This is a genomic window from Arthrobacter glycogeni (assembly GCF_054511155.1).
On sequence record NZ_JBTNDE010000015.1, the window covers coordinates 52,095 to 75,844 of the forward strand.

Annotated in this window: 22 protein-coding genes and 1 riboswitch; of the genes, 20 read left to right on the forward strand and 2 right to left on the reverse strand. The window is 66.2% G+C overall.

Annotated features, from left to right (window positions below):
• Positions 1 to 68: 68 nt before the first annotated feature.
• A riboswitch (FMN riboswitch) is annotated at positions 69 to 212 on the forward strand.
• Between the two features lie 103 nt (positions 213 to 315).
• The 9 genes from pnuC to hisF all read left to right on the forward strand — a co-directional run bounded on the left by pnuC (position 316) and on the right by hisF (position 6,711).
• Positions 316 to 999 (forward strand): nicotinamide riboside transporter PnuC, encoded by a 684-nt coding sequence (gene pnuC / locus ACX80O_RS11570; protein ID WP_459333539.1) that lies wholly within the window; start codon positions 316 to 318, stop codon positions 997 to 999.
• Positions 996 to 2,123 carry a bifunctional diaminohydroxyphosphoribosylaminopyrimidine deaminase/5-amino-6-(5-phosphoribosylamino)uracil reductase RibD gene (gene ribD, locus ACX80O_RS11575; RefSeq protein WP_459333540.1) on the forward strand — a complete coding sequence of 376 codons (1,128 nt, stop codon included), beginning with the start codon at positions 996 to 998 and terminating at the stop codon, positions 2,121 to 2,123. The genes pnuC and ribD overlap by 4 nt, the downstream gene beginning before the upstream one ends.
• Complete coding sequence (locus ACX80O_RS11580) at positions 2,108 to 2,848, forward strand: riboflavin synthase (RefSeq protein ID WP_459307754.1); 741 nt, start codon at positions 2,108 to 2,110, stop codon at positions 2,846 to 2,848. Before ribD ends, ACX80O_RS11580 begins: the two co-directional genes overlap by 16 nt.
• Positions 2,845 to 3,522, forward strand: a complete 678-nt coding sequence (gene ribB / locus ACX80O_RS11585) for a 3,4-dihydroxy-2-butanone-4-phosphate synthase (protein ID WP_459333541.1) — start codon at positions 2,845 to 2,847, stop codon at positions 3,520 to 3,522. Before ACX80O_RS11580 ends, ribB begins: the two co-directional genes overlap by 4 nt.
• Positions 3,519 to 4,154 carry a GTP cyclohydrolase II gene (gene ribA, locus ACX80O_RS11590; RefSeq protein ID WP_459307752.1) on the forward strand — a complete coding sequence of 212 codons (636 nt, stop codon included), beginning with the start codon at positions 3,519 to 3,521 and terminating at the stop codon, positions 4,152 to 4,154. Before ribB ends, ribA begins: the two co-directional genes overlap by 4 nt.
• A 55-nt stretch (positions 4,155 to 4,209) precedes the next feature.
• Positions 4,210 to 4,689, forward strand: a complete 480-nt coding sequence (gene ribH, locus ACX80O_RS11595) for a 6,7-dimethyl-8-ribityllumazine synthase (RefSeq protein ID WP_459307751.1) — start codon at positions 4,210 to 4,212, stop codon at positions 4,687 to 4,689.
• 63 nt (positions 4,690 to 4,752) lie between these two features.
• Positions 4,753 to 5,016 (forward strand): phosphoribosyl-ATP diphosphatase, encoded by a 264-nt coding sequence (locus ACX80O_RS11600; protein ID WP_459307750.1) that lies wholly within the window; start codon positions 4,753 to 4,755, stop codon positions 5,014 to 5,016.
• A gap of 72 nt (positions 5,017 to 5,088) precedes the next feature.
• On the forward strand, positions 5,089 to 5,931 hold the full coding sequence (gene hisG, locus ACX80O_RS11605) for an ATP phosphoribosyltransferase (RefSeq protein ID WP_459307749.1): 843 nt from the start codon (positions 5,089 to 5,091) through the stop codon (positions 5,929 to 5,931).
• Between the two features lie 9 nt (positions 5,932 to 5,940).
• On the forward strand, positions 5,941 to 6,711 hold the full coding sequence (gene hisF / locus ACX80O_RS11610) for an imidazole glycerol phosphate synthase subunit HisF (protein ID WP_459333542.1): 771 nt from the start codon (positions 5,941 to 5,943) through the stop codon (positions 6,709 to 6,711).
• 290 nt (positions 6,712 to 7,001) lie between these two features.
• Here the strand turns inward: hisF and ACX80O_RS11615 are convergent, their stop codons facing one another.
• Complete coding sequence (locus ACX80O_RS11615; RefSeq protein WP_459333562.1) at positions 7,002 to 7,649, reverse strand: TIGR03085 family metal-binding protein; 648 nt, start codon at positions 7,647 to 7,649, stop codon at positions 7,002 to 7,004.
• 120 nt (positions 7,650 to 7,769) lie between these two features.
• Between ACX80O_RS11615 and hisI the strand changes: the two genes are divergently transcribed.
• The 11 genes from hisI (at position 7,770) to pyk (ending at position 23,012) form a co-directional block, all read left to right on the forward strand.
• Positions 7,770 to 8,216 carry a phosphoribosyl-AMP cyclohydrolase gene (gene hisI, locus ACX80O_RS11620; protein WP_459307747.1) on the forward strand — a complete coding sequence of 149 codons (447 nt, stop codon included), beginning with the start codon at positions 7,770 to 7,772 and terminating at the stop codon, positions 8,214 to 8,216.
• Positions 8,217 to 8,253: 37 nt separating this feature from the next.
• A complete protein-coding gene (locus ACX80O_RS11625) occupies positions 8,254 to 9,828 on the forward strand; it encodes an anthranilate synthase component I (protein WP_459333543.1) in 1,575 nt (524 codons plus the stop codon).
• Positions 9,825 to 10,451 carry a Trp biosynthesis-associated membrane protein gene (locus ACX80O_RS11630; RefSeq protein ID WP_459307745.1) on the forward strand — a complete coding sequence of 209 codons (627 nt, stop codon included), beginning with the start codon at positions 9,825 to 9,827 and terminating at the stop codon, positions 10,449 to 10,451. Before ACX80O_RS11625 ends, ACX80O_RS11630 begins: the two co-directional genes overlap by 4 nt.
• Before the next feature lie 75 nt (positions 10,452 to 10,526).
• Positions 10,527 to 10,859, forward strand: coding sequence for an HGxxPAAW family protein (locus ACX80O_RS11635; protein ID WP_459333544.1), 333 nt, complete (start codon positions 10,527 to 10,529; stop codon positions 10,857 to 10,859).
• Complete coding sequence (gene trpC / locus ACX80O_RS11640) at positions 10,860 to 11,684, forward strand: indole-3-glycerol phosphate synthase TrpC (protein WP_459333545.1); 825 nt, start codon at positions 10,860 to 10,862, stop codon at positions 11,682 to 11,684.
• A 44-nt stretch (positions 11,685 to 11,728) separates the two neighbouring features.
• Positions 11,729 to 13,063, forward strand: a complete 1,335-nt coding sequence (trpB, locus tag ACX80O_RS11645) for a tryptophan synthase subunit beta (RefSeq protein ID WP_459333546.1) — start codon at positions 11,729 to 11,731, stop codon at positions 13,061 to 13,063.
• Positions 13,060 to 13,860, forward strand: a complete 801-nt coding sequence (trpA, locus tag ACX80O_RS11650) for a tryptophan synthase subunit alpha (RefSeq protein WP_459307741.1) — start codon at positions 13,060 to 13,062, stop codon at positions 13,858 to 13,860. Before trpB ends, trpA begins: the two co-directional genes overlap by 4 nt.
• Positions 13,861 to 13,863: 3 nt before the next feature.
• On the forward strand, positions 13,864 to 14,991 hold the full coding sequence (lgt, locus tag ACX80O_RS11655) for a prolipoprotein diacylglyceryl transferase (protein ID WP_459333547.1): 1,128 nt from the start codon (positions 13,864 to 13,866) through the stop codon (positions 14,989 to 14,991).
• Positions 14,992 to 15,262: 271 nt separating this feature from the next.
• On the forward strand, positions 15,263 to 19,996 hold the full coding sequence (gene gltB, locus ACX80O_RS11660; protein ID WP_459307739.1) for a glutamate synthase large subunit: 4,734 nt from the start codon (positions 15,263 to 15,265) through the stop codon (positions 19,994 to 19,996).
• Positions 19,989 to 21,446, forward strand: a complete 1,458-nt coding sequence (gltD, locus tag ACX80O_RS11665) for a glutamate synthase subunit beta (RefSeq protein ID WP_459307738.1) — start codon at positions 19,989 to 19,991, stop codon at positions 21,444 to 21,446. The genes gltB and gltD overlap by 8 nt, the downstream gene beginning before the upstream one ends.
• 72 nt (positions 21,447 to 21,518) lie before the next feature.
• Positions 21,519 to 23,012, forward strand: coding sequence for a pyruvate kinase (gene pyk, locus ACX80O_RS11670; RefSeq protein ID WP_459307737.1), 1,494 nt, complete (start codon positions 21,519 to 21,521; stop codon positions 23,010 to 23,012).
• Positions 23,013 to 23,080: 68 nt separating this feature from the next.
• Here the strand turns inward: pyk and ACX80O_RS11675 are convergent, their stop codons facing one another.
• Positions 23,081 to 23,683: an ANTAR domain-containing response regulator gene (locus ACX80O_RS11675; protein ID WP_459260250.1), complete on the reverse strand. Its 603-nt coding sequence runs from the start codon at positions 23,681 to 23,683 to the stop codon at positions 23,081 to 23,083.
• Between the last annotated feature and the right edge of the window lie 67 nt (positions 23,684 to 23,750).

The window sequence follows — 23,750 nt, forward strand, 5'->3', positions numbered from 1 at the left end:
CGGGCGGATCCGGTTTGTGACGGGAATGGATACACGCCCAATCCGGTTGTGAAATACTGATACACACAAACGTGCTCCGGGGTCGGTGTAATTCCGAACCGGCGGTGATAGTCCGCGACCCGTCCGCTCCAGCGCCACCCGCGCCGGAATGGACGGTTGAGCCGGTGAAATTCCGGCACCGACAGTTAAAGTCTGGAGGGGAGAAGCGCGTGCAGCTTTGGCTGTGCTGGTTCGTTGGCGCCTTGGTGCACAGCAACCGGCACCGGCCGTTCCTGTCGTTACCCCGGAGCGCACCGCTCGAGACAAGGGAACGACGTGGACTTTCTGAGGTGGCTCTTCGAAGCTCAGATCCCTGTTGCCGGCAGCGCACTGTTGCTCCGCGAGGTGTTCGGCAACATCTTCGGTCTCCTCAGCGCGCTTGGCGGGATGCGGCGGAAGCTGTGGGCCTGGCCGGTCGGCATCGTGGGCAACGTCCTGCTCCTCACCGTCTTCCTCGGATCGTTCTTCGGCGGGGCCGACGCTGCCAACCTCCTGGGTCAGGCTGGCCGCCAGATCATGTTCATCGCTGTCGCCGTCTACGGCTGGCGCCAGTGGCGGGCGAGCTCCGAACCGGACGGCTACGCTATCACCCCGCGCTGGGCACCCCGCCGGGCACGGATCGGGCTGGTCGCGGGAATGATCCTCGGCACCGTGGCGCTGACCCCCCTCTTCCGGATGCTTGGCTCCTACGAACCAGTCTGGGCCGATGCCTGGACCTTCGTCGGTTCGCTGCTGGCCACCATCGGTATGGCCAAGGGCTGGGTCGAGTTCTGGCTCATCTGGGTAGCCGTCGACGTCGTCGGGGTGCCGCTGCTCTTCAGCGCCGGCTACTACGCGTCGGCCTTCATGTACCTGTGCTATGGGATCTTCACGCTGATCGGTTTCTTCGTCTGGATGCGGGCGCGCGATCGCAGCAAACCCCGCGTCGATGTCCTCCTCCCGGATCCCGCCCTCCGGTGAGTACCGTGAACCAGCCAGCGTCCGACGCCGAAACCCGGGCGATGCGCCACGCCCTCGAGTTGGCGGGCCAAGGTGTGCGCGGCGCCAACCCTTTGGTGGGATCGGTCATTCTTGATGAGGGTGGTGCCACCATCGGCGCTGGCTACCACCGGGGAGCCGGTACCCCGCATGCGGAAGTCGATGCTCTAGCCGATGCCACGACCCGGCGTGCCGACCTCACGGGCTGCACGCTGGTCTGCACGCTCGAACCCTGCAACCACGCCGGACGCACCGGACCCTGCACCGATGCTATTGCCGTGGCGGGGATCGTCCGCGTGGTGTACGCCGCCGACGACGTCCACGGCCCGGCCGCTGGCGGCGCCGGCTCGCTCCGGGACCACGGCGTCGACACGGTCGGGGGACTGCTGGCCGACGAAGCGCACCGGATGAACCGCCGGTGGCGCGACGCCACCAGCTCGCACCGCCCCTTCATCACCCTCAAGATTGCCCAGACCCTCGACGGGCGGGTCGCGGCAGCGGACGGCACCAGCCAGTGGATCACCGGCCCCGAGTCACGCACCGACGGGCACGCCATCCGGGGGCGGGCCGACGCGGTGCTGGTCGGCACCGGCACCGTGTTCGCTGACAACCCAGCCTTGTCGGCGCGGCACTCTGATGGGTCCGATGTGGCCCGGCAGCCCCTGCGCGTCGCCATGGGACTGCGCCCGGTCCCGGAGGATTCGGCGATCCGTGGCGCCCGGTTCAGTCAGCTCAGCACCAGAGATCCGTGGGCAGCGGTGCAGAACCTGTACGACGAGGGCGTGGGTCACCTGATGATCGAGGGCGGTCCCACAATCGCCAGCGTATTCCTCGCCGCAGGGCTGGTCGATGAACTGGTCATTTACCAGGCACCCCTGCTACTCGGCGGCGGTACGCCAGCTGTCCAGTCCCTCGGGATCGGCTCGCTCCGGGATGCCAGCACCTGGGAGCTCGACCACCACGGGGGCGGCGCGCTCATGCAGTGCGGCAAGGACATGCGCCTCCGCTTCAGCCCGGCACCCGCCGGCCATCAGACCCCGCCCCAGCAGACCCCGTCGCAGACGACACCCAGCAGCAAAGGACCCACCACATGTTCACAGGAATAGTCGCCGAACAGGGCAGCGTCGTCTCACTGGACGTCTCCGCGGACCAGACCAGCGCCATCCTGGTTTTCGACGCACCAACCACCGGCCAGGATCTGGGCCTCGGCGGCTCGATCGCCGTCAACGGCGTCTGCCTCACCGCCACCAGCATCGATGGCGGCAGGATCGCCGTCGACGTGATGGGCGAGACCCTGCTGCGAACCACCACCGGGTCCCTGGCCGCAGGTAGCGCGGTCAACCTTGAGCGCTGCGTCCCGGCGGCCGGTCGGCTGGACGGACACGTGGTCCAGGGTCACGTCGACGGTATCGGCACCTTGCTGGAGCGGGAGAACCAGGGCGCCTGGCACCGGCTGCGGTTCGGCTTGCCGACCCGGTTGGCCCGCTACGCAGCGGAGAAGGGGTCCATCACTGTCGACGGCGTGTCGCTCACGGTCAGCGCTGTCAGCCCCGTTTCCGCCCCCGACCCCTGGTTCGAGGTGGGACTGATTCCCACTACGCTGCAGGAAACCAGTCTGGGCCTGAAGCAAACCGGGGATTCGGTGAACCTGGAAATGGATGTGTTGGCCAAATACGCTGAACGGCTGATGAGTTTCATGTTGCCGGCGTGGCAGTCGCCGAACACCCAGACAATCCCCATCCAGAAACCAGCAGTCCAGAAACCCGCGGTCCTCAGACCTGCAGTCCAGAAACCGACGGTTCCGCCGGCCATCGCCGAGCCGCAGCCATGACCGCCCACGACACCGAACCGGTGACGGGGTCCATCCGGATGGACGCCGTGCCAGCAGCTGTCGCAGCGATAGCCGCGGGCCGCGCCGTCGTTGTCGTCGATGATGAGCGGCGCGAGAATGAGGGCGACATCATCTTCGCCGCCCAGTTCGCCACCCCGGAACTGGTCGGGTGGACCGTCAGGTACACCTCGGGGGTGCTGTGCGTGCCGATTTCCGGCGCTGCCGCGGACCGGCTCCTGCTGCCGCCGATGACCGCCGTCAACGAGGACGCCAAGGGCACCGCCTACACCGTCTCCTGCGACGCGGCGGAGGGCGTGAGTACCGGGATCAGCGCAGCCGACCGGTCGGTCACCGCACGCCTGCTCGCCGATCCGACAACGACGGCGGCGCACCTCACCCGTCCGGGGCACATATTCCCACTGCGCGGCGAGCCTGGCGGGGTGGGCGAACGTCCAGGCCATACCGAGGCCGGCCTCGAACTGTGCACCCTGGCCGGCCTCGAGCCGGCGGCGGTAATCGCCGAGCTGGTGCATGACGAAGGGCAGATGATGCGCCTGCCCGCCCTGCGGGACTTCGCCGACGCCCACGGCCTGCCCCTGATCTCCATCAAAGACCTCCTGAGCTACCTGGCTACGTCAGGCACCCCCGATGTAGAGGAGGGGGACCCACGATGAACACCGCCAACGTCACCGGCGGACCGGTGGTCACCCTCCCGACGGCCTTCGGGCAGTTCACCACCCGCGCGTGGACCGATGAGGTGACCGGAGTCGAACACCTGAGCCTTTCATCGCCGGGTGGCAAGGGCGCGGCCGGCGCCGAGGCCCCGCTCGTGCGGTTGCATTCCGAATGCCTCACCGGAGACGTCTTCTCCTCCTTCCGGTGCGACTGCGGTGAGCAGCTTGAACAGGCGCTGCAACTGGTCGCCGAACAGGGCGGCACGGTGGTGTACCTGCGCGGCCAGGAAGGCAGGGGGATCGGCCTGGCCAACAAGATGCGGGCCTACGCGTTGCAGGAAGGCGGAGCCGACACTGTTGAAGCCAACGAGCAGCTCGGCCTGCCGGTCGATTCCCGCGATTACCAGGCGGCAGCGGCGATCCTCCACCAGCTGGACCTGGGCGCGATCCGACTGCTCAGCAACAACCCCGAGAAGCGCGACAAACTGCTGGAGCACGGCATCGAGGTCACCGCGATGGTGCCCGCGGTGGTGCCAGCGCGGGCCGAAAACCAGCGGTATCTGCAGACCAAACGGGACCGGCTCAACCACCGGCTCACCCAGCTTGAAGACCACGGGCTCCAGCAAAGCTAAGCCCACCCCTCCTGATCACCACCCCTCCTGATCACCACACCGAAAAGAGACCCTTATGAGCGGCCACGGCGCACCACCCATCGACCTCAGCCACCTTGCCGGAGCGCAGCACCTGCGCCTCGCCGTCGTCGCCGCCAGCTGGCACACGGAGATCATGGACGGGCTGCTCGACGGCGCCCTGCGCGCCGCGCGCGACGCGGGCGTCGACCCAACGGTGGTGCGGGTTCCCGGCAGCTTCGAGCTTCCTGTCGCTGCCGCGCGGCTGGCTCCGCACTTCGACGCGGTGGTGGCGCTCGGTGTCGTCATCCGCGGCGGCACCCCGCACTTCGACTATGTCTGCCAGGCCGCGACCTCCGGCCTGACCGACGTCAGCGTCCGGACCGGGAAGCCGGTCGGATTCGGCGTCCTGACCTGCGACACCGAAGAGCAGGGGCTTGACCGTGCCGGGCTGCCCGGATCCAGCGAAGACAAGGGGTACGAGTCGGTCGCCGCGGCACTGACCACCGCCGCCGCGCTCGGGGCGTGGCAGGGCTAGAGCTGTGTCACACGAAATCCGCCGAATGAGGCTCAGCGCCGCCAACCCAGTAACGTTGGCTCTGTGAAAAGCTTCGAAACACTCTTTGCCGAACTCAGCGCCAAAGCCGTCGCGCGCCCCGACGGATCGCGCACCATCGCCGAACTCGATTCGGGCGTCCACGGCATCGGCAAGAAGGTTGTTGAGGAGGCCGCCGAGGTGTGGATGGCCGCCGAGTACGAATCGGATGAGGCAACCGCGGAGGAAATCTCCCAACTGCTGTACCACCTGCAGGTCCTGATGATCGCCAAGGGTCTGACGCTGAACGACGTGTACAAGCATCTCTAGGCACCGTCCCACCCCGGAGATGAGTGCCGCCAGCAGCAGATTCCCCTCGAACACCTCAGCGAAAGAAACCCCATGCTCCGTGTAGCAGTACCCAATAAGGGCGCCCTGTCCGAAGCCGCCTCAGCCATGCTCGCCGAGGCCGGCTACCGTCAGCGCCGCGACACCCGCGAACTGGTCCTTGAGGATCCGGATAATGGGGTCGAATTCTTCTTCCTCCGCCCCCGCGATATCGCGGTCTATGTGGGCGCCGGAACGCTCGACGTCGGCATCACCGGCCGCGACCTGTTTCTTGACGCGGACGTCGACGCCCAGGAGCGGCTGACGCTGGGGTTCGGCGCATCGACCTTCCGGTTCGCCGGCCCGGTAGGGGATTTCACCGATGTCGCGCAGCTCGACGGCAAGCGGCTCGCCACCAGCTACGACGGTCTTCTGCGCCGGTACCTGACGGATCACGGAGTCGAGGCGACGGTGGTGCGGCTCGACGGAGCCGTCGAGTCTTCAGTGCGGCTCGGCGTCGCCGACGCCATCGCCGACGTCGTCGAGACCGGTAACACGCTCAAAGCCGCCGGAATGGAAATCTTCGGCGAGCCGATCCTGCGCAGTGAGGCGGTCCTGATCGGCCGCAACGGCGACGCGCCGGCCGGCCTCGATGTGCTGATCCGCCGGCTGCAGGGTGTGCTCGTGGCACGCCGGTACGTACTGATGGACTACGACATCCGCAAGGACCTGGTCGACCAGGCTGCAGCGCTGACGCCCGGCCTGGAATCCCCGACGATTTCCCCGCTGCGCGACTCAGACTGGGTGGCCGTCCGGTCCATGGTGCTCCGCAACCAGACCAACCAGGTCATGGACGAGCTTTACGAGCTGGGCGCCCGCGCCATCCTGGTCAGCACCATCCACGCCTGCAGGGTCTAGGCCGCTGTCATGGGTGTAGCCATTCGTGTCATCCCGTGTCTCGACGTCGACGCCGGACGCGTCGTCAAGGGCGTCAACTTCGCCGATCTGCGCGACGCCGGCGACCCGGTTGAGCTAGCTCACCGGTACGATCGGGCCGGGGCCGACGAACTCACGTTCCTCGACGTCACCGCGTCCTCGGGTAACCGGGACACGACGTTCGACGTCGTCGCCCGCACCGCCGAGGAAGTGTTCATCCCGTTGACGGTGGGCGGGGGAGTCCGTGGGATTGCCGACGTCGACAAGCTGCTGCGGTTCGGCGCGGATAAGGCGTCCATCAATACTGCAGCGGTCAGCCGTCCGGCGGTCATTGACGAGATCGCCGGCCACTTCGGGTCGCAGGTGCTGGTGTTGTCGCTCGACGCGCGGCGCGTCCCCGGCGGTGGGACGCCGTCGGGCTTCGAAGTGACGACGCACGGCGGCCGGCAGGGGACCGGGATCGACGCAGTGGAATGGGCCCGCGAAGCTGCCGACCGGGGGGTGGGCGAGATCCTGCTCAACTCGATCGACGCCGACGGTACGAAGGCCGGGTTTGACCTGGAAATGATCCGGGCGGTCCGCGCCGCCGTCACCGTGCCGCTCATCGCCTCTGGCGGAGCTGGCCTACCGGAGCATTTCCCGCCCGCCGTCGAAGCCGGTGCCGATGCGGTACTAGCGGCGTCGGTATTCCACTTCGGACCACTGGATGCCATTGCGCAGGTGAAGAAGGCCATCAGCGACGCGGGCTTCCCTGTCCGCTAGGCGGTCATCCCTGCCCCGCTGGCGGGGAAACCCGCACCTTTGAGCTCCAGCCGTTGCTGATGGTGTCGCGGGAGGTCAGCCGACGGTACCCAACGCTGTCAGGCGACTTTCACGCTCTCGGCGCCCGCCTCTGCGTGCGGTTCGGCTGGGGTTCCCGACACCGACAGGATTTGCGCAGCAGTGGTGGGTGATCTCAAACAAATGTGCAGACGTGGCGGGTTAGGCCGGGTCCAACCCGCCACACGTGCGCAGAGTTTCCGGCGGCGGGACGCCGGGACAAGTTCAGGGGGTTAGAGGCCGACCTCGGCGCTGTCCAGCAGTGCGACGGCGTCGGGCTGGCCCTCGAAGGTCACGAGGGCGTGGCGGGTGCGGCCGTGGGCGTGCATGAGGAGCTCGCCCGGCTCGCCTTTGATGGCGACGGAGACGGGAGCGCGTTTGGCGACGTGGCGGGGCCCGTCGGAACGGACCAGCACGATGCCCAGGTCCACCCCACGGTACAGGATAGCGGCGCGTTTGATCAGTTCATCCCAAAGCGCGTTCGAGTAGTCCTCGTCGAGGGCCCGGGGCGCCCACCGGCTCCGCGCGCGGCGGACATCCTCGGTGTGCACAAAGTATTCGATCAGGTTGGCGCTGGCGTCGAGAGATTTTGACCGCTTCAGCGGGGAGTAGAAGGGGTGGCCTGCGCGGAAGTCGTCGACGAGCTTCTTGTACCCTGCGGCGGACTGGGCTTTGGCCGCCATCTTTCGTACCGACTGATCCGACACGGCTGCCAGGGGTTTGATGACCATGGCGAGGCTGACGGCTGGCCGGTGTTCCCGCAGGTACAGGTGTGCCGCCAACTCTTTGGTCTGCCAGCCATCGCACAGAGTCGGCGAGTGCGGCCCTGCAGCGAGAAGTGTTTCGGCCAACACTTCGCGGGACGGTTCTACATATTGCATCACTGCTGAAACTAGCACGATCCGGGACCGAATGACACGAAGAACCCGCGGAAAGGGCGGTCCAATCGCCTGCAGTTCAACGTCAGGTGGTGGACGTCGGGCGCGATAGAATCGAAGACGATGCCATCACAGACCAGCACCACACCAGCGCCCGATTCGACCGCGGGGAACACCCTCGATCCGGCGATCGCCGCAGCCCTGAAACGTGACTCAGCCGGGCTGGTTGCCGCAGTGATCCAGCAGCACGATTCGGGTGAGGTCCTCATGCTGGGCTGGATGGACGACGAAGCGGTCCGCCGCACGCTCACCACTGGGCGGGTCACCTTTTTCTCGCGGTCCCGCGGCACCTACTGGCGCAAGGGCGACACCTCCGGTCACACCCAGTGGGTGAAGTCGGCGGCCATTGATTGCGACGGCGACGCCCTCCTGATCGGCGTCGATCAGGTTGGCGCTGCCTGCCACACCGGCACCCGGACCTGCTTCGATGGCCGGGACCTCGACGTCGTCATCGGGCAGAACCCCGACCAGCGCCCAGCCATAAACCCCGCCCAAAGCACCTCCCACTAGTCCTTTCCCGCCGCCACCCGAAAGAACACTCATCTTTATGCAGGAACTTGGAGTCATCAGCCCCAGCCTTACCGAGTTCCGCGAGCTCGCCAGGGAGCGCCGGGTCGTCCCGGTGCACCTCAAGGTCCTGGCCGACGCACACACCCCGATCGCCATCTACCGGAAGCTCGCGAATGGCGAGCCTGGGACGTTCCTGATGGAGTCGGCTGCTGTCGGAGGGGTCTGGTCGCGGTATTCCTTCATCGGCGCCCATTCCCGGGCCACCCTGACCAGCCTCGACGGCGAAGCGCACTGGCTGGGTGAGCCACCCGCCGGCGTCCCGACGTCGGGCAGCCCGGTCGAAGCCCTGCGCCAAACCATCGAGGCCCTCCGCACCCGCCGTTTCGATCAGCTGCCGCCGTTCACCTCCGGCCTGGTGGGGTTCATCGGCTGGGAATCGGTCCGTCATTGGGAGCGCCTCACCAGCCCGCCCGAAGACGATCTGTTCCTGCCCGAACTGGCCATGTGTCTGGTGACTGACATGGCAGTCCACGACAATTCCGAGGGAACCCTCACCCTGGTGGCCAACGCCATCAACTTCGACGACTCCAGCGACCGGGTGGACGAAGCCTGGCATGACGCCGTCCAACGGATCCGCGCGATGCTCACCAAGCTGGGCGAGGCAGCCGAACAGCCCGTCTCGGTCCTGCAGCGGGGGTCCGTGGACACCGCGGAGCTGCTCTCCCGCGTCGACGAACGGTGGGATAAGAGCAAATACCTGGCCGCCATTGAACGCGGCAAACGGGCCATCGTGGACGGTGACGTCTTCCAGGTAGTCATTTCGCGGCGTTTCGAACTTGACTGCCAGGCGTCACCACTTGACGTCTACCGGGTGCTGCGCAACACCAACCCCAGCCCCTACATGTACCTGTTCAGCCTGGCCGATGCCGACGGGCGGGAATACTCGATTGTCGGGTCCTCCCCGGAGGCGCTGGTCACAGTGACCGGCAAGGACGTCATCACCCACCCGATCGCCGGCTCCCGGCCGCGCGGGCAGACCCTCGACCAGGACCGGGCCCTGGCCGACGAGCTCCTGGCCGACGAGAAGGAACGCGCCGAACATCTCATGCTGGTGGATCTGGCACGCAACGACATGTCCAAGGTCTGCGTGCCCGGCACCGTTGACGTCACCCAGTTCATGGAGGTGGAGCGGTTCAGCCACATCATGCACCTCGTCTCGACCGTCGTCGGGTCCCTGACCCCCACCAAAACCGCCTACGACGTCCTGGCCGCCACCTTCCCCGCCGGTACACTCTCGGGGGCACCCAAACCCCGGGCGCTGCGTCTGATCGACGAAGTGGAACCACACCGCCGGGGCATCTACGGCGGTGTGGTCGGCTACCTCGACTTCGCCGGCGACATGGACCTGGCCATCGCGATCCGCTCCGCGCTGCTCCGGGATGGACGAGCGTACGTGCAGGCCGGCGGCGGAATAGTCGCCGACTCGGTCCTCGAAGACGAAGCACAGGAAACAGTCAATAAGGCGGCAGCACCCCTGCGGGCGGCCCTGATCGCGTCAAGCCTCAGAACAGTCACCGCAGCCGACGAGCTTCACGAGGTGGAGGTCCCATGAGCACCGAACCAGACACACCCGATCGCACGCCACATGCTCCCTCCGCGTGGCAGCGGAAGGGCACTGTGATCCTCGCGACGGTCCTGTTCTCGCTTGCCGCGTTCGCCAGCACCACCCGGACCTGGCTGACAGTCGTGTTGCCGCAGGACGCAGTCCAGACCCCGGACCTGCAGATCCCGGGCAGCGACGCCGCCACGGCGGTCACCGCCTTCGCCCTCGTCGCGTTGGCGGCTGCGTTGGCAGTGTCGATCGCCGGGCGGATCGCACGGGTTCTGGTGGTTGCAATTCTGCTCATCGCCGGTGTGGGCATCGTGTGGAACAGCATCCGGGTGGTAGCCGACCCGGCGGGCGCCGCAGCCCCAGCCATTGGGGAGGCAATCGGGGTCAGCACCGGCAGCGGCGCCGAACTCGTTCTCACTGCGTTTCCCTGGCTGGCGGCCGCCGCGGGAGTGCTGCTCACGGGCACCGCCGTGTGGATGCTGATCGCCGGCCGCAGCTGGAACCGTTCCACCCGCTACGAAAAAGTCGCCGCCGAGAATCCGACGGCACGGACGACCACAGCACATTCGGACGAGATCGACAGCTGGGACCAGCTCACCAAGGGGAAAGATCCCACCAGCTGACCCAGTGAGGGCAGACCACGGTCGTCCTGAACTAATGGCAGAATGGACACCAGACCAGTTTCAAGGAGAGTCATCATGGCCAAAGACGCCACAGCCAACGCATCCACCCGGACCGCCGCGACAGAGCACCCGGAAAACTCGAGGGAAAACCACGCCTCGATGCACGATGAGACCATCGGCCACGGCAACAGCCCCGCGGCGTGGACCTGTGTCCTGATCATGTTGGCGGGCGCCGCCGTGGCCTCCTTCGCCTACGTCTTCGCCAGCACCGAGGGGAACTTCACGGCCGGCACCGTCCTGTTCTGGATTGGTATCGCCGTGATGGTGGTCGGCCTCGCCGTCGGCTTCGTCATGAAGCGGGCCGGCTTTGGCGTCGGCGGATCGAAGCTGAAGGACAAAGACGACTAGGTGAGCGTTCTCGACGACATCATTGCCGGCGTCCGGGAGGACCTCGCCCCACGCGTTGCGGCCCGCCCGCTTGCACTGCTGCGCGACGACGCCGGTGCCGCCGGTGCGGTCCGGGACGCCCACGCGGCGCTCAGCGGAGAAGGCTCAAGAATCACGCTGATCGCCGAGGTGAAACGTCGCAGCCCCTCCAAGGGTCAGCTGGCCGACATCGCCGACCCTGCCGCACTGGCAGCCCGCTACGAAGCGGGCGGCGCCGCCGTCGTCAGCGTCCTGACCGAACAGCGCCGCTTCGGTGGCTCACTCGCCGACCTGGATGCCGTCCGGGCAGCCGTAGACCTGCCGCTGCTGCGCAAGGACTTCACCGTCGACGAATACCAGATCTGGGAGGCCCGGGCCCACGGCGCCGACCTGATCCTGCTGATTGTCGCGGCCCTGACCGACGAGGAACTGCGCCGTTTCCTGGCCCTGACCCACGAGCTTGGCATGAACGCCCTGGTCGAAACCCACACCCGCGATGAGGTGGAACGGGCCGTCGCTGTGGGGGCACGGATCATCGGGATCAACGTGCGTAACCTCAAGACGCTCGACATTGACCGGTCAGTGTTCGCGCCGCTGGCCACCGGGATTCCGGCTGGCACAGTGATTGTCGCCGAGTCGGGCGTGCGGGATGTGGCCGACGTCGGCCGGTTCGCCTCCGACGGCGCCGATGCCATTCTGGTGGGCGAAGCCTTGGTCCGCCACAACAACCCCGCAGACACCATCGCCGCTTTCCTTGACGCCGGCCACAGCGCGCGACTGGCACTCCAGGACCAGCCCACCGCGTAGTAACCGGCACGCTGCACCACCACCACAACAGGACAGGCAAGCTCATGACTGATTCGCCACAGGCAGCCAACGCACCCTCCGAGGTCACCGAAGGTACCGCCGAGGCCTTCCTCAATCCCACAGGCAGCCTCCGCCACGCGCCGGGACCGTACTTCGGTGAGTATGGCGGCCGGTGGATGCCCGAGTCACTGATCGCAGCCCTCGATGAGCTCACAGACACCTTTGACAAGGCCAAAGCCGATCCCGAGTTCACCGCCCAGGTAGCCGAACTGAACCGGACCTATGCGGGCCGGCCGTCCCTGCTGACCGAGGCGAAGCGGTTCGCCGAGTATGCCGGTGGGGTGAGGGTGTTCCTCAAGCGCGAGGACCTCAACCACACCGGTTCGCACAAGATCAACAACGTGCTGGGCCAGGCTCTCCTCGCGAAGCGCATGGGCAAGACCCGCGTCATCGCCGAGACCGGTGCCGGTCAGCACGGGGTGGCCAGCGCCACCGCCGCAGCACTGATGGGCCTCGAATGCGTCGTCTACATGGGCGCCGAGGACTGCCGCCGTCAGGCCCTGAACGTGGCGCGGATGGAGCTGCTCGGCGCCAGGGTGATTCCCGTGACGAGCGGGTCGCAAACCCTCAAGGACGCCATCAACGAGGCCCTCCGCGACTGGGTGGCCAACGTAGACACCACCCACTACCTGCTGGGCACCGCAGCCGGAGCGCACCCGTTCCCGTCGATGGTCAGGTACTTTCACGAGGTCATCGGCGAAGAGTCCCGCGAGCAGATGCTGGCCGAAACCGGGAAGCTGCCGGACGCTGTCTGCGCCTGCATCGGTGGCGGGTCAAACGCGATCGGCATGTTCCACGGCTTCCTCGACGATCCCGGGGTGGCCCTCTACGGGTTCGAGGCGGGCGGCGACGGCGTCGAGACCGGACGCCACGCCGCGACCATTACCCTCGGACGCCCGGGTGTGCTGCACGGTGCCCGCTCGTACCTGATGCAGGACGATGATGGCCAGACTATCGAGTCGCATTCCATCTCGGCTGGACTCGACTACCCCGGCGTCGGCCCCGAGCACGCCTACCTGGCAGACATTGGCCGGGTCAGCTACGAGCCGATCACCGATGCCGAAGCGATGGACGCCTTCCGGGTGCTGTGCCGTAGCGAGGGAATCATTCCTGCCATCGAGACAGCCCACGCCCTCGCGGGCGCCATCAAGGTGGGCCAGCGTCTCGCCGCCGAGGGCGGTGACCCGGCCGGGAAGATTGTCCTGATCAACCTCTCCGGCCGTGGGGACAAGGATGTGGCGACCGCCGCCGAGTATTTTGACCTGCTGCCCGATGACAGCGCTGAAGCCGAAATCGGAAAGGACGGAGAGCAGCTGTGACCACCCAGACCACCAGCAAAGCTGCTGCAGCGATCGATCGCGCGCGGGACGCAGGGCGGGCCGCGCTGATCGGGTACCTGCCCGCGGGCTTCCCCGACGTGCAGACCACCATCGACGCGGCAGTGGCCATGGCGGAGAACGGGGTGGACCTGATCGAGATCGGGATTCCCTACTCCGATCCCGTGATGGACGGCCAGGTGATCCAGGACGCCACGGTGCAGGCCCTGAAGAACGGGTTCACCGTCGACAAGATCTTCGACATCGTCGCGGGCATCACCGCCCAGACCGACGCCGCGGTCCTTGTCATGACGTACTGGAACCCTGTCATGCAGCTCGGCGTCCGCGAGTTCGCCCAGCGCCTGCACGAAGCCGGGGGAGCGGGCCTAATCACGCCGGACCTGATCCCTGACGAGGCCATTGAATGGATGGCCGCCTCCGACGAGTTCGGCCTGGATCGGGTCTTCCTGGTGGCCCCGTCCACCAGCCCGGAACGCATGGAACGCACTGTGAACGCGAGCCGCGGCTTCGTCTACGCGGTCTCCATCATGGGCATCACCGGCGCGCGCACGGCAGTCAGCTCGGCGGCACGAGCCGTGGTCGACGCTGCCCACGGTGCGGGCGCCAACCGCGCCTGCGTGGGGTTGGGGGTTTCCACTGCCGCCCAGGTCAAGGAGATCGCCGCCTACGCGGACGGCGTGATCGTGGGAACGGCCCTCGTCGTCGCCCTCCGTGACGGCGGCATCCCCGCCCTCGCAGCACTGACCAAAGATCTCAGCAGCGGAACTGGAAAGAGCTAACCCATGCGAATCGTGAGCACCATCGGGATGCTTCCCGCCAGTATTCCCAGTCCACCAGCGGAATGGGCGTCGATCAGCCTCGGCCCGCTCACCCTCTACACGTACGCGCTGTGCATCCTGGCGGGCATTGTCCTCGCCCTCCTGCTCACCATCGCGCGCTGGAAGCGGTACGGCGGAAACCCGGACGTGATCTGGGATGTCGCCATCTGGGCCATCCCCTTCGGCATCCTCGGCGGGCGGCTCTACCATGTGGTTTCCTCACCCGACGCCTACTTCGGGCCCGACGGTGACCTCTCCCGCATCCCCCGCATCTGGGAAGGCGGCCTCGGCATCTGGGGCGCCATCGCCCTCGGCGCCGTTGGCGCATGGATCGGCTGCCGCCGGTCGGGTGTGCGCCTCAGCGCCTTCGCCGACGCGGCGGCACCCGGTATCCTGCTGGCGCAGGCCATCGGACGGTTGGGCAACTGGTTCAACCAGGAACTCTTCGGCGCGCCCACCACGCTGCCCTGGGGACTGGAAATCGACCCCGAGAATCCCAACTTCCCCGACGGCGTCCCGATTGACACGCTCTTCCACCCCACCTTTCTCTACGAAATGCTCTGGAACCTCGCCGGCGTCGCGCTGCTGCTGTTGCTCGACAAGCGGTTCCGGCTCCGTGGCGGCATGATGTTCTGGGCCTACGCTGCCTTCTACACAGCGGGCCGGGTCTGGATTGAGGCCTTGCGGATTGACGACGCCGAACTGGTCACCCTGTTCGGTGTCACCCAGCGCCTCAACGTGTGGACCAGCATCCTGGTCCTGCTGGGGGCCATCGGCGTCCTGATCTACCTCGGGGCCAAACGCAAGGGCGCCGACACGCCGTCGTTGTATCTCCCCGGCCGGGAGCCGGCACTGGACGACGCTGAGCCCAGCTCGGGCTCCGACTCCGGCTCGGGCTCCGACTCCGGCTCGGGCTCCGACTCCGGCTCGGGCTCCGACTCCGGCTCGGAGGTCAATGCCCATGTGACGGACACAGAGGAAACGAAATCCACTACCCGTGGTAATCTCGTCGAAACAAACGGCAGTCGGGAACACCTTCCGGAAACGGAAGTGACATCGGACACGCCAAGGGATAAGGATTCCCGCCCCTAGCGTCCAGGGCCACCGCCCACACTGGACTGACTGCCACAGCGACGTGGCCCCCGGCGCCCTCGGCAGAATACCCTTCTCCCGGCGCTCCGGTTATGGCCGGGCACAGAAATGCCCGTTCGTTCTGCAATCGTTGTCCCAGGGACCTCCGGGGAACGTCAGCCACGCCATAGAATCTTCATAAGTTCGTGCAGTGCGTAGCCACAAGAGGCTGCAGACCTGGGGCCAAGGCCGTCCCCTCCCGACGCTCCATTCTGGGGGAAGGACTCTACCTATGAACACTCCCACTTCCGGCACCACCACCGGCGGCAACTTGACCGGCGACACCGCAGCGTCCGACGACGCTGTGACCGACACGGCTGCAACCGGCTCGCCGGGTCAGGACGATCCGGCCACGTCGATCGTCGACGACGCCCCAACCCGGGTCGCCAGGCCCGGCCGCGCCGGCTCCGCCGTCGAATCACCCTTCGACCGGTTCGCCACCATCCCTAAGGCCAAGGGACTGTACAACCCGGAGAACGAGAAGGACGCGTGCGGCCTCGCCGTCATCGCCACCCTCCGCGGCGAACCGGGACACGACATTGTCGACCATGCGCTCACCGCCCTGCGGAACCTTGAACACCGCGGCGCCGTGGGCGCCGACGAGGGTACCGGCGACGGTGCAGGCCTCCTCACGCAGGTACCCGACGAATTCTTCAGGGCCGTCGTCGACTTCGACCTCCCGCCGGCCGGGCAGTACGCCGTCGGGACCGCCTTCCTCCCCGCCGCGGGCCGCGAGGAACACACCGCGCGTGCCGGGCTGGAAGCGATCGCCGAGTCCGAGGGGATGACCGTCCTGGGCTGGCGGGACGTCCCCATCCAGGCCGATCTGGTCGGTGCCATGGCCCGTGCCTGCATGCCGCATTTCGTGCAACTCTTCCTGGCTCCGAACGATGTCGACGCCGTTGACATTGACGCGCTGGCGTTCCGGGTCCGGAAGCGCGCCCAGAACAAACTCGGCGTCTACTTCCCCTCCCTGTCGTCGAAGACCATGGTCTACAAGGGCATGCTTACCACGGCACAGCTGGAGCCGTTCTACCCCGACCTGTCCGATCCACGGTTCAAGACCAAGCTGGGTATCGTCCACTCACGGTTCTCCACCAACACGTTCCCGTCCTGGCCGCTGGCGCAGCCGTTCAGGACCATCGCCCACAACGGCGAAATCAACACGGTCAAGGGCAACCGGAACTGGATGCGTGCCCGCCAGTCGCAACTGTCCCACAGCCTGCTGGGTGACGATCCTGAAGAGTTGTTTCCCATCTGCACTCCCGGGGCGTCCGATTCGGCGTCGTTCGACGAGGTCGCGGAACTGCTGATGCTGTCCGGTCGTCCGATCACCCACGCCATCATGATGATGATTCCCGAGGCGTGGGAAAACCATTCGACCATGGACCCCGCCCGGCGGGCGTTCTACCAGTACCATTCGATGCTCATGGAGCCGTGGGATGGCCCAGCCGCCGTGTCCTTCACCGACGGCACGCTCGTTGGCGCGGTCCTGGACCGCAACGGACTCCGGCCCGCCCGCTACTGGGTGATGGAGGACGGACTGGTGGTGCTCGCCTCCGAGGTGGGCGTCATCGACATCGATCCGTCCACGGTGGTGCACAAGGGCCGGGTGTCCCCGGGCAAGATGTTCCTCGTCGACACCGAGGAGGGCCGGGTGATCGAGGACCAGGAAATCAAGGCCGAAATCGCCTCGGCCAACCCGTGGGGCGAATGGGTCAAGGACAACCTCCTGCGCCTGAAAGACCTCCCCGAACGGGAGCACGTCCTCCACACCAAGGCGTCCATCAACCGCCGCCAGCGTACCTTCGGGTACACCCAGGAGGAACTGCGCATCCTCATCGGTCCGATGGCGAAGGCCGGTGCGGAACCGTTGGGCGCCATGGGCTCCGACACCCCGGTGGCAGTGCTGTCCAAACGGCCACGGCTTCTCTTCGACTACTTTGTGCAGTCCTTCGCGCAGGTCACCAACCCGCCGCTGGACTCCATCCGGGAGGAACTGGTTACGTCGTTGCGCGCCTCGATCGGGCCGAACGGCAACCTGCTCTCCACGAGGCAGGTGCACGCCCGGCAGGTGGGCCTGAGCTTCCCCGTCATCAACAACGACGAGCTGGCCAAGATCGCCAACCTGGCCAACGACGACGGCGAACGCATCAGCATGAAGGTGCGCGGCCTCTACCGCCCCGAGGGGGGCGAGGCGTCCCTGCGGGCACGGCTCGCCGAAATCTGCGAGCAGGTCTCCAGCGCCATCAACCGGGGCATCCAGTACATCGTGCTCTCGGACCGTGACTCCAACGCGCAATGGGCGCCGATCCCGTCGCTGCTGCTAACCAGCGCCGTCCACCATCACCTGCTCAAGAGCGCCAACCGGACCAAGACCTCGCTCGTGGTAGAGGCAGGAGACGTGCGAGAAGTCCACCATGTGGCAGCGCTGATCGGCTACGGCTCCTCAGCGATCAACCCCTACCTGGCCATGGAAAGCTGTGAGGAACTGGTCCGCAACGGTGACGTCACCGGCGTCACCGCGGAGCAGGCCGTTGCGAATCTCATCAAAGGGCTCGGCAAGGGCGTCCTGAAAATCATGTCCAAGATGGGCATCTCAACCGTCGGCTCCTACTGCGGCGCCCAAACCTTCGAAGCGCTCGGTCTTGGCCAGGAACTGGTCGACGAATACTTCCACGGCACCCAGACCCAACTCGGCGGCGTCGGGCTGGATGTGCTGGCCGCTGAAACGGCTGCCCGCCACGCCAGTGCGTACCCCGAGGATGGCATCGACGATCCGCACCGGAGCCTCGACAACGGCGGCGAATACCAGTGGCGACGTGAAGGCCCACCCCACCTGTTCAACCCGGAGACGGTCTTCAGGCTCCAGCATGCCACCCGTGAGCGGCGCTACGACATCTTCAAGCAGTACACCCGCGGTGTCGACGACCAGTCCAAGGAACTGATGACCCTACGCGGGCTCCTCCAGTTCAAGGACGGGGTGCGTGAACCGATCTCCATCGACGAGGTGGAGCCCGTCTCCAGCATCGTCAAGCGGTTCTCCACGGGGGCCATGAGCTACGGGTCCATCTCCCAGGAAGCCCACGAGACACTCGCCATCGCCATGAACCGGTTGGGGGGCAAGTCCAACACCGGTGAGGGCGGCGAGGACGTCGACCGGCTGCTCGACCCCAAGCGCCGGTCCGCCATCAAGCAGGTTGCCTCGGGCCGGTTCGGGGTGACCAGCCTGTACCTGACCAACGCCACCGACATCCAGATCAAGATGGCGCAGGGGGCCAAGCCCGGGGAGGGCGGTCAGCTGATGAGCCAGAAGGTCTACCCCTGGGTGGCCCGGACCCGGCACTCGACGCCCGGTGTGGCACTGATCTCACCGCCACCGCACCACGACATTTACTCGATCGAAGACCTTGCCCAGCTCATTTATGACCTGAAGCGGTCCAACCCGTCGGCCCGCGTCCACGTCAAACTGGTCTCCGAGGTGGGGATCGGCACCGTTGCGGCCGGAGTGACCAAGGCCAGGGCCGACGTCGTGCTCATCTCCGGGCACGACGGCGGCACCGGTGCGAGCCCGCTGAACTCCCTCAAACATGCCGGGGTCCCCTGGGAGCTGGGGCTCGCTGAAACCCAGCAGACCCTGATGCTGAACGGGCTCCGCGGCCGCGTGGTGGTGCAGGTGGACGGCCAGCTCAAGACCGGGCGTGACGTCGTCATCGCCGCGCTGCTTGGCGGGGAGGAGTTTGGGTTTGCGACGGCGCCGCTGGTCGTCTCGGGCTGCATCATGATGCGCGTCTGCCACCTGGATACCTGCCCCGTCGGCGTCGCCACCCAGAACCCAGAACTGCGCAGCAGGTTCACCGGAAAGCCCGAGTTTGTGGTCAACTTCTTCGAGTTCATCGCCGAGGAGGTCAGGGAGATCCTGGCCAGCTTGGGCTTCCGGTCCATCGAAGAGGCCATCGGTCACAGCGAATCACTTGATGCCCGCAAGGCAATCAACCATTGGAAGGCCGATGGGCTGGATCTCGATCCGATCCTACGCGGCAACGAATTCGGCGACGATGCGCCAATGCGCAACATGACCACCCAGAACCACGAGCTGGACCAGCACTTCGATCGGAAGCTCATCGAGATGAGCGCCGACGCGCTCGAAAACCGCGCACCGGTGAGGATCTCGGTCGACGTCGTCAACACTGACCGCTCGGTCGGCACCATGCTGGGCCATGAAGTGACCCGGCTGTTCGGCGTCGACACCCTCGCCACTGACACCATCGATATCACGCTGACCGGGCAGGCCGGCCAGTCGCTCGGCGCGTTCCTGCCGGCGGGCATCACGCTGCGGCTGTTCGGCGACTCGAACGACTACGTGGGCAAGGGGCTTTCCGGTGGCCGGGTCATTGTGCGGCCGGACCGGTCCAACGTGTTCGCCGCGGACCGCAACGTCATTGCCGGCAACGTGATTGGCTACGGGGCGACCAGCGGTGAGATCTTCCTCAGAGGACAGGTGGGGGAGCGCTTCCTGGTCCGTAACTCGGGTGCCACAGCGGTCGTTGAGGGCATCGGCGACCACGGCTGCGAGTACATGACGGGTGGGCAGACCCTGATCCTGGGGCGGACCGGCCGGAACTTCGGGGCCGGCATGTCCGGCGGCACCGCCTACGTGCTGGACCTGAACCGGCGGCGCATGAACGTCCAGAGCCTCGAGAACGGCGAGCTTCAGCTCGTCGAGCTCGATGCCGAGGACATCGAGATTGTCCGCCAACTGATGATCAAGCATGTCGAAGAAACCGAATCGACGTTGGCAGCTCACCTGCTGGAGACCTTCGAGGACACCGTTGCCCGGCTCACCAAGGTGTTGCCGCGCGACTACGCGGCGGTGCTTGATGCGCGGGCTGCGGCCATCGAAGAAGGCCTCGACCCCGACGGCGAAGAAGCCTGGACCCGAATCTTGGAGGTAACCGGTGGGTGATCCACGCGGATTCATGAAGGTACGCGAACGCCAGACCCAACCCCGACGGCCCGTGCCGGTCAGGATCATGGACTGGAAAGAGGTGTACGAGGCGCAGGAAAAGGGTGTCCTCAAGGCCCAGGCCGGACGTTGCATGGACTGCGGTATCCCGTTCTGCCATCAGGGCTGCCCGCTGGGTAACCTGATCCCGGAGTGGAACGACCTCACCTACCGGGACAAAGGAAGGGAAGCGATCGAGCGGCTGCACGCCACCAACAACTTCCCCGAGTTCACCGGCCGGCTGTGCCCTGCACCGTGCGAGGCGTCTTGCGTGCTGGGGATCAACCAGCCGCCGGTCACCATCAAGCAGGTGGAGGTGTCCATCATCGATGAGGCCTTCGCCGAGGGTTGGGTCGAGGCACATCCGCCGGAGCGGCTGACCGACAGGACCATCGCCGTCGTCGGCTCCGGCCCGGCAGGGCTTGCGGCCGCACAGCAGCTGACCCGCACCGGGCACACCGTTGCGGTGTACGAGCGCGACGACAAGATTGGCGGACTCCTGCGCTACGGGATCCCCGACTTCAAGATGGAGAAGCACCACTTGGAGCGTCGACTTGAGCAGATGCGCGCCGAGGGTACCCGGTTCAGGACCGGCGTCGCCGTCGGCAAGGACATCAGCTGGGATCAGCTGCGTCGCCGCTACGACGCTGTGGTGGTGGCCACCGGCGCCACCATTCCCCGCGACCTGCCCATCCCGGGCAGGGAACTGGAGGGCGTCCACTTCGCCATGGATTACCTGGTGCAGGCTAACCGGGTGAGTGCCGGCGGCGTCGTCGAGGATCAGATCCAGGCCGAAGGCAAGCACGTGGTCATTCTGGGCGGCGGTGACACTGGTGCTGACTGCCTGGGTACTGCCCACCGGCAGCACGCCGCGTCGGTGACGACGCTGGCCATCGGGCAGCAGCCGCCGGCGGACCGTGCCGCACACCAGCCATGGCCTACGTTTCCTACCCTGTTCGAGGTTGCCAGCGCTCACGAAGAAGGCGGCGAACGAACCTACCTCGCCTCCTCCGTCGAATTCGTGGGGGAGAACGGCAAACTGACCGCCATCCGGGTGGCCGAGACAGAATTTGTTGACGGGCGCCGGGTCCCGAAAGTTGGAACCGAGCGGGATATCCCCGCCGATCTGGTGTTTCTGTCCCTCGGCTTCACCGGGCCGGAGCAGGCAGGCATCACCGAGCAGGTGCAGGCGGAGTTTGACGAGCACGGCAACATTGGCCGGGACGGTTACTACATGACCAACACGCCCGGAGTTTTTGCGGCCGGCGACGCCGGCCGCGGACAGTCGCTGATTGTCTGGGCCATCGCGGAGGGGCGCGCGTGCGCCGCAGCGGTGGATCAGTGGCTGATGGGGGAAACAAAACTGCCGGCACCGGTGGCTCCCACGGACCGCGCCATGGCAGTGCTTTGATGTCACCATCCCGCGGGCAGACGGCCGCGCATTACCACGACCACCGATCACAAGACGACTAGGCTAGGTTTCATGAGACGCGCGAAAATTGTTGCAACATTCGGCCCCGCGATTGCAAGCTACGAGAACACTTTGGCGGTGTTGAAAGCCGGTGTGGACGTTGCCCGGATGAACATGAGTCACGGCGATCACGGCGTGCACAACCAGACCTACGAGTTCGTGCGGCAGGCCGCTGAGGAGCTGGGCCGCCCAGTCGCCATTTTCGCTGACCTGCAGGGACCCAAGATCAGGCTCGGCCGGTTCGTTGACGGACCCCATGTGCTGGTTCCGGGCGACATCTTCACCATCACTACCGAGGACATTCTCGGTACCCAGGACATCTGCTCGACCACGCACCTCGGGCTCCCCAAGGACGTCAAGGTGGGGGACTCCCTCCTGATCGACGATGGTAAGGTAGCGATGCGGGCCACCGAGGTCGACGACGTCAAGGTCGTAGCCGTCGTGACAGTGGGCGGCGCGGTGTCGAACAACAAGGGCATCAACCTGCCCGGCGTTGCGGTGAGCGTGCCGGCGATGAGTGATAAGGACGAGGCCGACCTCCGGTGGGCCATCCAGCGCGGCGTTGATATGGTGGCGTTGTCCTTCGTGCGGGACGCGTCCGACGTCGTCCGCGTCCACGAGATCATGGACGAAGAAGGGCGCCGCGTTCCCGTGATCGCCAAGATCGAGAAGCCGCAGGCGGTGGACGCGATTGAGGAAATCATCGACGCGTTCGACGCCATCATGGTGGCTCGCGGCGACCTGGGCGTGGAACTGCCGCTCGAAGAGGTGCCCATCGTGCAGAAGCGGGCCATCGAGCTCGCTCGCCGCTGGGCCAAGCCCGTGATCGTCGCCACCCAGGTACTTGAGTCAATGATTGACAATCCACGGCCGACCCGCGCCGAGGCGTCCGACTGCGCCAACGCTGTCTTGGATGGCGCCGACGCCGTCATGCTCTCCGGTGAGACCAGCGTGGGCAAGTACCCCATGGAGACCGTGCAGACGATGGCCAACATCATCGAGTCCACGGAGAAGCACGGCCTTGACCGGGTGCCGCCACTCGGCAGCAAGCCGAAGACCCGCGGCGGTGCGATCACTCGCGCGGCGGTGGAGATCGCCGACCAGTTGGACGCCAAGTACATCTGTACCTTCACGCAGTCCGGCGATTCGGCGCGGCGCCTGTCCCGTCTGCGGCCAACCAAGCCGGTGTTCGCGTTCACGCCGGTGCAGTCCACTCTGAACACGATGGCGATGATCTGGGGGATCCAGCCTATGCTCGTCCCCTTCGTGGAGCACACAGACCAGATGACCGCTCAGGTGGACCGGATGTTGTTGGAACAGGGTCTGGTGGAGCCCAACGACCTGGTAGTCATCGCTGCCGGCTCACCTCCCGGACAGGCCGGCTCGACCAACTCCATCAAGGTCCATAAGGTGGGTGACATTGCCGACGCCGGGCAGCTGCCGAGCGGCTACACCCCGAACAAGGAAAAGGTCGGCCCCTGGCCGGTCAAGAACAAGCTCAAGTAAGCCGGTAACAGCAGAAGGGCCCCGCCAGAATCGTCTGGCGGGGCCCTTGTGGCTTGATCGGCGCGCTGTCAGTTGACCTGGTTAATGATGGTTTCGGCGACCTCGCGCATGCTGAGGCGGCGATCCATCGACGTCTTCTGGATCCAGCGGAAGGCTTCGGGCTCGGTGAGGCCCATCTTGGTGGTGAGTAGACTCTTGGCGCGCTCCACCAGCTTGCGGGTGGCGAACTGTTCCTGCAGACCTGAGACCTCGTTCTCCAGCGCCTTGATCTCCTCGTGGCGGGAGAGGGCAATCTCGATGGCCGGGATCAGGTCTGCGGGGGTGAACGGCTTGACGACGTACGCCATGGCGCCGGCGTCGCGGGCCCGCTCCACCAGTTCCTTTTGGCTGAATGCGGTCAGCAGGACCACGGGGGCGATGCGAGCTTTGACGATTTGCTCCGCGGCGGTGATCCCGTCCATGACTGGCATCTTCACGTCCATCAGGACCAGATCGGGCTTGTGCTCCTTGGCAAGCTGCACTGCCTTTTCGCCGTTGTCGGCTTCGGCGACGACGTCGTACCCTTCACCGCGGAGGATCTCCACAATGTCCAGACGGATGAGGGTTTCATCCTCGGCAACAATCACGCGCCGCGCAACACCCGAGACGGTCGGCTCGTTGGATTCAGACACAGCAGGCTCCTTGTTCAATCAATCAAATTGCCCGGCAGGGCAGTGCCCGTTGCCGGTTCACTGAAAC

Excerpts from the sequence above, each read along its gene's own strand:
- ACX80O_RS11580 (WP_459307754.1), top strand. The coding sequence starts at position 2,108 with ATGTTCACAGGAATAGTCGCCGAACAGGGCAGCGTCGTCTCACTGGAC.
- ribB (WP_459333541.1), top strand. The coding sequence starts at position 2,845 with ATGACCGCCCACGACACCGAACCGGTGACGGGGTCCATCCGGATGGAC.
- ribA (WP_459307752.1), top strand. The coding sequence starts at position 3,519 with ATGAACACCGCCAACGTCACCGGCGGACCGGTGGTCACCCTCCCGACG.
- ribH (WP_459307751.1), top strand. The coding sequence starts at position 4,210 with ATGAGCGGCCACGGCGCACCACCCATCGACCTCAGCCACCTTGCCGGA.
- hisG (WP_459307749.1), top strand. The coding sequence starts at position 5,089 with ATGCTCCGTGTAGCAGTACCCAATAAGGGCGCCCTGTCCGAAGCCGCC.
- hisF (WP_459333542.1), top strand. The coding sequence starts at position 5,941 with ATGGGTGTAGCCATTCGTGTCATCCCGTGTCTCGACGTCGACGCCGGA.
- ACX80O_RS11615 (WP_459333562.1), bottom strand. The coding sequence starts at position 7,649 with ATGCAATATGTAGAACCGTCCCGCGAAGTGTTGGCCGAAACACTTCTC.
- hisI (WP_459307747.1), top strand. The coding sequence starts at position 7,770 with ATGCCATCACAGACCAGCACCACACCAGCGCCCGATTCGACCGCGGGG.
- ACX80O_RS11625 (WP_459333543.1), top strand. The coding sequence starts at position 8,254 with ATGCAGGAACTTGGAGTCATCAGCCCCAGCCTTACCGAGTTCCGCGAG.
- ACX80O_RS11630 (WP_459307745.1), top strand. The coding sequence starts at position 9,825 with ATGAGCACCGAACCAGACACACCCGATCGCACGCCACATGCTCCCTCC.
- ACX80O_RS11635 (WP_459333544.1), top strand. The coding sequence starts at position 10,527 with ATGGCCAAAGACGCCACAGCCAACGCATCCACCCGGACCGCCGCGACA.
- trpB (WP_459333546.1), top strand. The coding sequence starts at position 11,729 with ATGACTGATTCGCCACAGGCAGCCAACGCACCCTCCGAGGTCACCGAA.
- lgt (WP_459333547.1), top strand. The coding sequence starts at position 13,864 with ATGCGAATCGTGAGCACCATCGGGATGCTTCCCGCCAGTATTCCCAGT.
- gltB (WP_459307739.1), top strand. The coding sequence starts at position 15,263 with ATGAACACTCCCACTTCCGGCACCACCACCGGCGGCAACTTGACCGGC.
- pyk (WP_459307737.1), top strand. The coding sequence starts at position 21,519 with ATGAGACGCGCGAAAATTGTTGCAACATTCGGCCCCGCGATTGCAAGC.